Source organism: Streptomyces sp. ActVer (assembly GCF_027270795.1).
Taxonomy (GTDB): Bacteria; Actinomycetota; Actinomycetes; order Streptomycetales; family Streptomycetaceae; genus Streptomyces; species Streptomyces umbrinus_A.
In genome coordinates this window covers 22156-29370 of sequence record NZ_JAPWHT010000086.1, presented here as the reverse complement: position 1 = coordinate 29370, position 7215 = coordinate 22156, and the positions used below count along the sequence as shown (strand labels likewise).

Below are 7215 nucleotides of genomic sequence, written 5' to 3'. Positions count from 1 at the left end.
CAGAATCGACGCTCCGCGCACCGATTTTCACGCCGCCAGGCGTGACTAGAGGAACAGGAGGACTCTTCTGTAGTGAGTTGGTGATGCCGTGCGCCGTTGCGGTTCGTGGTCGGACGGCGGATCGTCGTGTTCCAGGAAGTGGTCTTGGAGGCAGCGATGGTGCCGTGGCTGGAGGAGCTTGATCGGCGGGAGACTGTCGCGCGGGAAGAGATCGCCGAACTGCGGGATCAGGTCGGGGAGTTGACCAGCCGTCTGGCTGAGCGGGAAGACGTGTTGTCCCGGCTGCAGATCACGCGGGAGGCGATGAGCGAGATCCTGTCCGGCGACGATACGGTCTCGGTTGCTGGGGCGGAAGCGGGCGCGGGCGAGGCGGAGATGGAGATGGAGGAGCCCCGGTTGCCGGCGGGTTCGCCGGTCGGGGGTGCGGCTGATGCCGCGGTGGGGGTGCTGCCGGGTCCGTACCAGGACATCGTCGAGGTTCTCCAGGACGCGGTGCATCCGATGCGGGCGCATCACCTGTGTGCCGCGCTGGGCCTGTCGACGGACAAGAGCAAGGTGGAAGGCTTCCGGTCCAAGCTGAAACGGCTGGTCGAGCGGGGCTGGCTGACGGAAGAGGGGCCGGGACTGTTCACGCCGCGTGAGGCTCTGGCGGCGGGCGGGGATACGCCGGAGCAGGCCGGGTCCTCCGCCGTGCGCCGCCGCGCCGATGTGGGGTCGGGCTCTCGTCCCTAGCGTCGAAGGTGCCACTCATTCGTCCGCCCGAAAAGCGAGAGCCCGATGACCGCAGGCTATGCGGCCGCCGCGGCGGCTGACCCCTTTGACCAAGCCGCTTCTTTCCTCACTTGTCTCATCGATTCCCTCTCCCGTCCCGAAGCTCTGCTCCTGCCCCATGAACGGGTGGAGGAGGACGCCGAGAACGGGGCGAGGGAGCTGGCCCGTCTCCTCCTGCAGGGCCACTTCGACCTGCGCGCCCGCCGGGAGGAAGCCGAACTGTCGGCCCTCGGCACCGGCGGCCAGGCCCATCTGGCCGCGGGCCGGACCCGGCTGGAGAAGGGCCACCGGCGCCAACTGGCCACCGTGGTCGGGCCGGTGACTGTCACCCGGTGCGCGCTGCGCGCACCGGGCCTGCCCAACCGCTATCCGGCCGACCAGGTGCTGGCGCTACCACGCGAACGGCACAGCCTGGGACTTCGGCGTCTGGTGGTGCTGGAAGCGGTCCGCGGCTCCTACGACCACGCCCTGGAGGCGATCGAACGCCGTTGCGGGGCGCGGGCGGTGGGTAAACGCCAGGCCGAACAGCTCGTGCGGGCAGCCGCGGTGGACATCGCGGCCTTCTATGCCGCGCGCACCCCTGACCCGGCAGCGAGCACGACGCTGCTGGTGCTCAGCGTCGACGGCAAGGGGATCGTGATGCGCCCGGGGCATCTGCGGGAGGCAACAAGGAAGGCGGCGCAATGGGCGACGCGCACGTTCCGCACCCGTCTGTCCGCTGGGGAGAAGACCTGCCGCAAGCGGATGGCCACGCTGGCCGTCGTCCACGACACGGATCCGGCCGTGCGCCGACCGTACGACATCATCGCCCCGACCGGCGGCCGCACCGCCCGCCGCACCCCGCGCAAGGGGCCCAAGGCCCGCGCGAAGTGGCTCACCGCCTCGGTTCAACACGACGCCGCCCAGGTCATCGCCGCCGCGTTCGACGAAGCGGAAGCCCGTGACCCGCAGCACCGCCGGTGCTGGGTGATCCTGGCCGGCGACGCCTCCGGCTCCGTCACCGGCATCCGTACTCAAGTTGACCGGCTGGGCCTGTCTGCGGGTCAACGGGCCGCGGCCGACCGGGCCTGCCGCTCCCTGGAGAACAACGCGGCCCATCTCCACTAAGGCAAGGCACTCCAGGCGGGATGGCCGATCGCCAGCGGCATCGTCGAAGGAGCAGCACGTCATCTGGTGGCCGACAGGCTCGATATCACTGGCAGCCGGTGGACCGTCCCCGGAGCCGAAGCCGTCCTGACCCTCCGGGCCGTCATCAGCAACGGCGACTTCCCGCAGTACTGGACCTCTCACAACCGCAGAGAACGCGAACGCCTCTACCCCCGGCCCGACCAGCACAACAACGAACTCCCGGCCTGACCGACGAGCTCACTTCAGAAGATCCGCACCTGTTCTCTGAACTGGGCCACAGACCAAGTACTTTGCTCCTACGCTGCGATGTGACTGACCTGCAGACAGCGGCAAAGGTTGCGAGCCTGATCGGCTGGACAGGCTGACGTGGGTCGGATGGACAGCGTCGATCAGCGGGGGAACGCATGACCACAGCTGACGGTCAGGTGGGGCTCGTCTTCGTTCACGGATTCATGTCCAGCCCCCGAATTTGGTCGGATGCGGCGGAGCTCATCCGTCAAGACCCAGAACTGGATTTTGCTACTCCGCTACTGTTCCGCTACTCCTCCCCTCGGTTCCGCATACACCCGTTACGTACGGTTCCAACCTTCGAGGTCATCGCAGACAAGTTGGCTGGTTTCATCGAGGTGGAGGCCGCAGCTTTCCGCAGGCTGGTCCTCGTCACGCACAGCCAGGGCGGTCTCGTCGTCCAGCGGTATCTGCACCGGACACTCAGCGATGCGGAAGGACTCAAACTCAGCCGGATCAGCGGGATCGTGATGTTCGCTTGTCCTAGCGCCGGTTCACAGCTCGCGCTCAGTCTCCGGCGTAGCGGGCTGTTCGGGTGGAATCCGCAGGAACCGCAATTGCGGCCTCTGAACGCAGCTGTCACTGAGGCGCTCCGGACCGTCGTCAACCGTGTGGTGCATGCCAGCGAGGCAGGTCCTGCCTCCTGGCCCATCCCGATCATCGCTTACGCGGGTGAGGAGGATGGGGTGGTGCCACCGGCATCGGCCCACACCGTGTTCCCGGACCGCCGTGTCGTGTCGGGTGACCACCGGACACTGATCCGTCCAAAGAGCGAGGAAGACGATCGCTACCGGCAGCTGCGGGCAAGCCTCCTAGCCGCACGCGATAGGCATGGCACGGCCCCCTTGGACGCCGTTCCCGCCGGCGCTTCGGCACTGGTTACTCCCCTGCGCCGAGTACAAAGAGAGCCACACGCCCCTGCGGCGCGGCACCGGTCCCTGAGCGCTTGGGACCGCTACGTGCTCATCGAGCCCGAAGAACTGATCCACGTCGACAAGGTGATCGATGACGTCACTGCCGCGATCGAGGACCCGCGCGCCACGGCCGCGTCTGCGGTAGCCGTTTGGGGAGAGGGCGGCCTCGGCAAGACCGCAATCACCCATGCGGCTGTCCAGCGCGTTGCCAAGGGAGACAGCTTCACTCATATCGTCTGGGCGTCGGCACGCAACGCCCGGTTCTCGGCGGCCAACGCTACCGAAGCGTCGGTCAACTCGATGTACTGGCACGACCTGCTTCGCATCATCGCGCAGCAGGTGGACTGTGAGCTCTCACCCGCTCAGGCGCTCTGGGAGGGTGAGCTTCGCGATCACATCGAGCACCAGCTCGACGACGCCCGTGTGCTGGTGGTTGTGGACAACCTGGAGTACGTGGATGCCGCCGACGAGGTCATCGAGCAGCTGCGATCCCTCGGCTTCCGCCGTCCCCACCGCATCGTGGCCACCACCCGTCTGAAGTCGTCGGGCAACGAGATGGGGGTCCGGAACATGCCAATCCACCCGCTCGGGGAGTGGGAGACGTACAACCTGGTCCGGCTGACGGCACGCGACAGCAGCTCGGACCTCGCGGAGGCGCGGGACGAGGAACTGGAGTCCGTCTACGGGATCACCGAGGGGAATCCGTTCCTGATCAAACTCATCACTCGCCGCTACGCCGTGAGCGGCCTTCCGTTGCCACGGATCATCGAAGAGCTGCGCCAGGTGACCGGGGAGCTGGGCGCGGCAGTGAAGGCGTGGCTCTTCGAGCAGTCGCTGGAGGAACTGGCCCGTCGCTCGTCACGCAAGGAAGCCCGCCGGCTCCTCTTCTCGTTCTGTGCCAACGGGCGGGGCGGAGCCATGACCTATGAGGAGTTGTTCGAGGAGAGCGTCCATTCTGACGACGTGAACCGGTTCAACACCCTTATGACTTCCGCGTGTCGACTGGGACTGGTGCGAGCGTCCGGACGCGACCGTCGCTACTCGGTCCACAGCCTGCTCTACGAGCACACCTGCCCGCGGGTCGGGTACGGAAAGTCGATCTAGTGGAAGACCACGCGGCAGTCGGCATGACGGTGTGGCAACGGGAGGTGCAGGAGGAGGCGGAGGAGGAGTACCCCCCGCGGATAGCGGCCGCCGTGGCCCATCCTGAGCGCTATTCGGACCCAGAGCGGTTTCCGAAGCTGGCCTTGCTTGTCAGTGGTGCAGTCATGGTGCAGAAAACCCTCGCCCCGGAGCTGACCCGTGTGCTACTCGGTCTGGCCTTCGATGTCGCGCTGACGGTGGGCGCGAGCAGCCGGTTCCGCGAACACGAAGAGTTCGGACGGAGCGTCCTGGCCCTCATCGACGTCCTGGATGAGACCGGGGCACCGGTGTCCGGGTTGCTGCTCTCAGCTGCCCGCTTCCAGGCACTCTTTGCCAACGGTGACCGGTCCCGGCTGGATCTCATTGTCCGTGCCGTCGCCGCCAGTCGGACCGCCGACGAGCGCATCGCGGCACTGCTGACCATGTCTCGCTCACGCACCGATATCAGTGATTACCAGGGCGCGCGGGCGGCACTGGCGGAGTGTGCCTTGCTGGTCCGACAGGAATCGACATCGCACTGGGGAGCGGAATACGAGCACAGCCTCGGACTCACCCACTACTACGCAGATCCAGAGCGCGCCGCAGCCCACTTCGAGAAGTCAGTGGAGTTGGGGCGGTCTGTGATCGACCGGCCTGGTGTGAGCCAGGCCGTCGCGTCCTCGCTGCACTACCTGGGTCGGTTTTCAGCCGAGCGTCGCGACTACGCCCGAGCACTCGACCTCTATGCCGAAGGCGAGAGGCTCTCTGACAGGCGACTGTCTTCGCATGGCTACTATCACCAGCGTGTGGCGGAGATCTTGGTGGTGCACGGAACGATCGAAGAGGCCGCCTACCATCTAACACGCAGTCAGCAAACTTTCGACCAGGCAGCCCAGCGCAGCAGCGCTCTGGCCCTGCTCGGAGGCACCTGGACCGACTTCTTTCTCCGCACCGGTGACCTAGACCAGGCCGAGGATGCTGTGGCCGATGCAATCAAGCTGAGTCGCAAAGAGGAGGGCGGGGCACGGATCGAACTGGTGCTTTTGGCGAAGCGGCTCCGCCTATTGATCCGACAGCGCCGCCTGAGCGCCTTGCTCGTACTCCTCTGCCGGGCGGCCTGGCTGTACGTCCGGGAGGAACTCGACCACAACCCGGTGACCGCAGTCCGTCAGACGCTCGTCGTGGCCCGGCAGGGCGCCCGCATGGTCCGCCCAGGGGGCGGCAGCCCCGGAAGACAGCCGCTCATCTGCCCATGTGGCGAGGACCACCGGGCCGGAGGGACCGCTGGGTAGGCGCCGACCTGAGAGTCCGCGGAGGTGGTCGCCGTGCGACGCGGCTGGCACGCCAGCACGGATACGAGATCGTCCGTTGCGGTTGCCGCTGGTGAGCACTCGACCTGGCCGAGAGGATGGAAGGAGCACGCGCTGGCCATGAATCAGCGTGTCAGCGTAGGTAGGAGCGTCCCTCAGAAGGAGCTACACCCATCCGACATCGGTCGTGATATTCCGACACGAAATTCGAGACCCAATTGGGTTCCAGGCTATGGCTGCGCCATATCGACGAAGCGCGAGTAGTGACCCTGAAAGGCGACCGTGAGTGTGGCCGTCGGACCGTGCCGGTGCTTCGCAACGATCAAATCGGCCTCGCCGGCGCGGGGCGATTCCTTCTCGTAGGCGTCCTCGCGGTGGAGCAGGATGACCACGTCGGCGTTGTCTTCAAGCGCTCCGGAGTCTCGCAGGTCGTTGATCATGGGTTTCTTGTCCGTGCGCTGCTCCGGTCCCCGGTTGAGAGTGGAGATGGCGACAATCGGCAGCCGCAGCTCCTTGGCGAGCAGCTTCAGGCATCGGGCGATCTCGGAGATTTCCTCGTAGCGCGAGCCGAGCTGCCTCGTACCGAAGGTGAGCATATGGATGGCGTCGACCACGATGAGCTGGACGCCCATACGGCCGTGCAGGTATCGGCAGTGGGCTCGAAGGTCGTGCAGGTTGGCGTAGGCGCCGTCCTGGATGTAGATGGGCGCGGCGCTGACTTCCGGCATCCGGCGAGCCATTCGGGTCCAGTCCTCATCGGTGCACGTGCCGGAGCGGAGGTGGTGCAGGGCGACCCGGGCTTCGGCTGACAGGATCCGCATGCCGACTTCCTTGCGGTCGGCTTCGAGCGTGAACAGAGCCGTGGGCAGGTTGTGCTGGATGCTGGCTGTGCGTAGGAAGTCCAGCGCGAGCGTGGACTTGCCCATGGCCGGTCGGGCCGCGACGACGATGAGCTGGCCGGGGTGGAGTCCGCCAGTCAGAGCGTCCAGATCGGTGAAGCCCGTGGGGACTCCTGGCAGCGGGGCGTCGCGGCTGCCAGCGGCCTCGATCCAGTCGAGAGTGCCTTCGATGACGTCACTCAGTGGACTTGCTGGGGGCAGCAGGGGACGTCGTGTGGTCGCTGCGAAGATCTCTGCCTGCGCAGCGTCCGCGATCCGGTCTGCGGAGTCCGGCTGCGCATCGGTGATCAGGTCTTCGATGTGGACCGCAGCGGCCTTGGTGCGGCGCAACAGGGCTGCGTTTTCTACGCGTTCTGCGTTGGCAATCCACTTTCGAGAAGGCGAAGGGCCGTCAATCAGCGCGGTGATATAGGCAGCGCCCCCTGCTTCGTCCAACTGTTCATGCTCGCTAAGGCGGGCGATCACCGCAGCGGGCTCGGTTGGATGGTTGCGCCCGTACAGGTCGAGGATCGTGTCGTAGAGCAGGGCGTGACCAGGCCGATAGAAGTCGTCACCGCTGAGGACTTCGACGATGTCGGCGATCGCGTCCTTTGACCGCAGCATCGCCTTCAGGACGCCTTTCTCGGCGAGCAGATCGTGCGGGTGGTGCAGCGCGGTATCGGTGTCCTCGACGGTCATTCTGGAATCCCCCTCCTTGTAGCTTCTCCCCCGGGTGACCAGGCAAGTGGTCACCCGGGGAGAGTATCTGCGATGCCTCGGCGGGAGGGGGCGATCGTCTCTACG

6 protein-coding genes are annotated in these 7215 nt (G+C 66.3%); 5 read left to right on the top strand and 1 reads right to left on the bottom strand.

Features of this window, described 5'->3' with window-relative positions; translation table 11 throughout:
* Positions 1 to 96 precede the first annotated feature (96 nt).
* The 5 genes from O3Q52_RS16590 (at position 97) to O3Q52_RS16570 (ending at position 5515) form a co-directional block, all read left to right on the top strand.
* Positions 97 to 732, top strand: a complete 636-nt coding sequence (locus O3Q52_RS16590) for a hypothetical protein (protein WP_269649551.1) — start codon at positions 97 to 99, stop codon at positions 730 to 732.
* Positions 733 to 897: 165 nt separating this feature from the next.
* Complete coding sequence (locus O3Q52_RS16585) at positions 898 to 1878, top strand: hypothetical protein (RefSeq protein WP_269649550.1); 981 nt, start codon at positions 898 to 900, stop codon at positions 1876 to 1878.
* Positions 1879 to 1944: 66 nt separating this feature from the next.
* On the top strand, positions 1945 to 2127 hold the full coding sequence (locus tag O3Q52_RS16580; protein WP_269649549.1) for a hypothetical protein: 183 nt from the start codon (positions 1945 to 1947) through the stop codon (positions 2125 to 2127).
* Between the two features lie 176 nt (positions 2128 to 2303).
* Positions 2304 to 4205, top strand: a complete 1902-nt coding sequence (locus O3Q52_RS16575; protein ID WP_269649548.1) for an NB-ARC domain-containing protein — start codon at positions 2304 to 2306, stop codon at positions 4203 to 4205.
* Positions 4205 to 5515 (top strand): tetratricopeptide repeat protein, encoded by a 1311-nt coding sequence (locus O3Q52_RS16570; protein WP_269649547.1) that lies wholly within the window; start codon positions 4205 to 4207, stop codon positions 5513 to 5515. Before O3Q52_RS16575 ends, O3Q52_RS16570 begins: the two co-directional genes overlap by 1 nt.
* A gap of 248 nt (positions 5516 to 5763) precedes the next feature.
* On the opposite strand, the gene dnaB is transcribed toward O3Q52_RS16570, so the two are convergent.
* Entirely contained in the window at positions 5764 to 7110 is a 1347-nt protein-coding gene (gene dnaB, locus O3Q52_RS16565; protein ID WP_269649546.1) for a replicative DNA helicase, read from the bottom strand.
* Positions 7111 to 7215 lie beyond the last annotated feature (105 nt).

Bases quoted from the DNA above. Each gene is read 5' to 3' on its own strand.
- O3Q52_RS16575 (WP_269649548.1), top strand. From the start codon at position 2,304: ATGACCACAGCTGACGGTCAGGTGGGGCTCGTCTTCGTTCACGGATTC.
- dnaB (WP_269649546.1), bottom strand. From the start codon at position 7,110: ATGACCGTCGAGGACACCGATACCGCGCTGCACCACCCGCACGATCTG.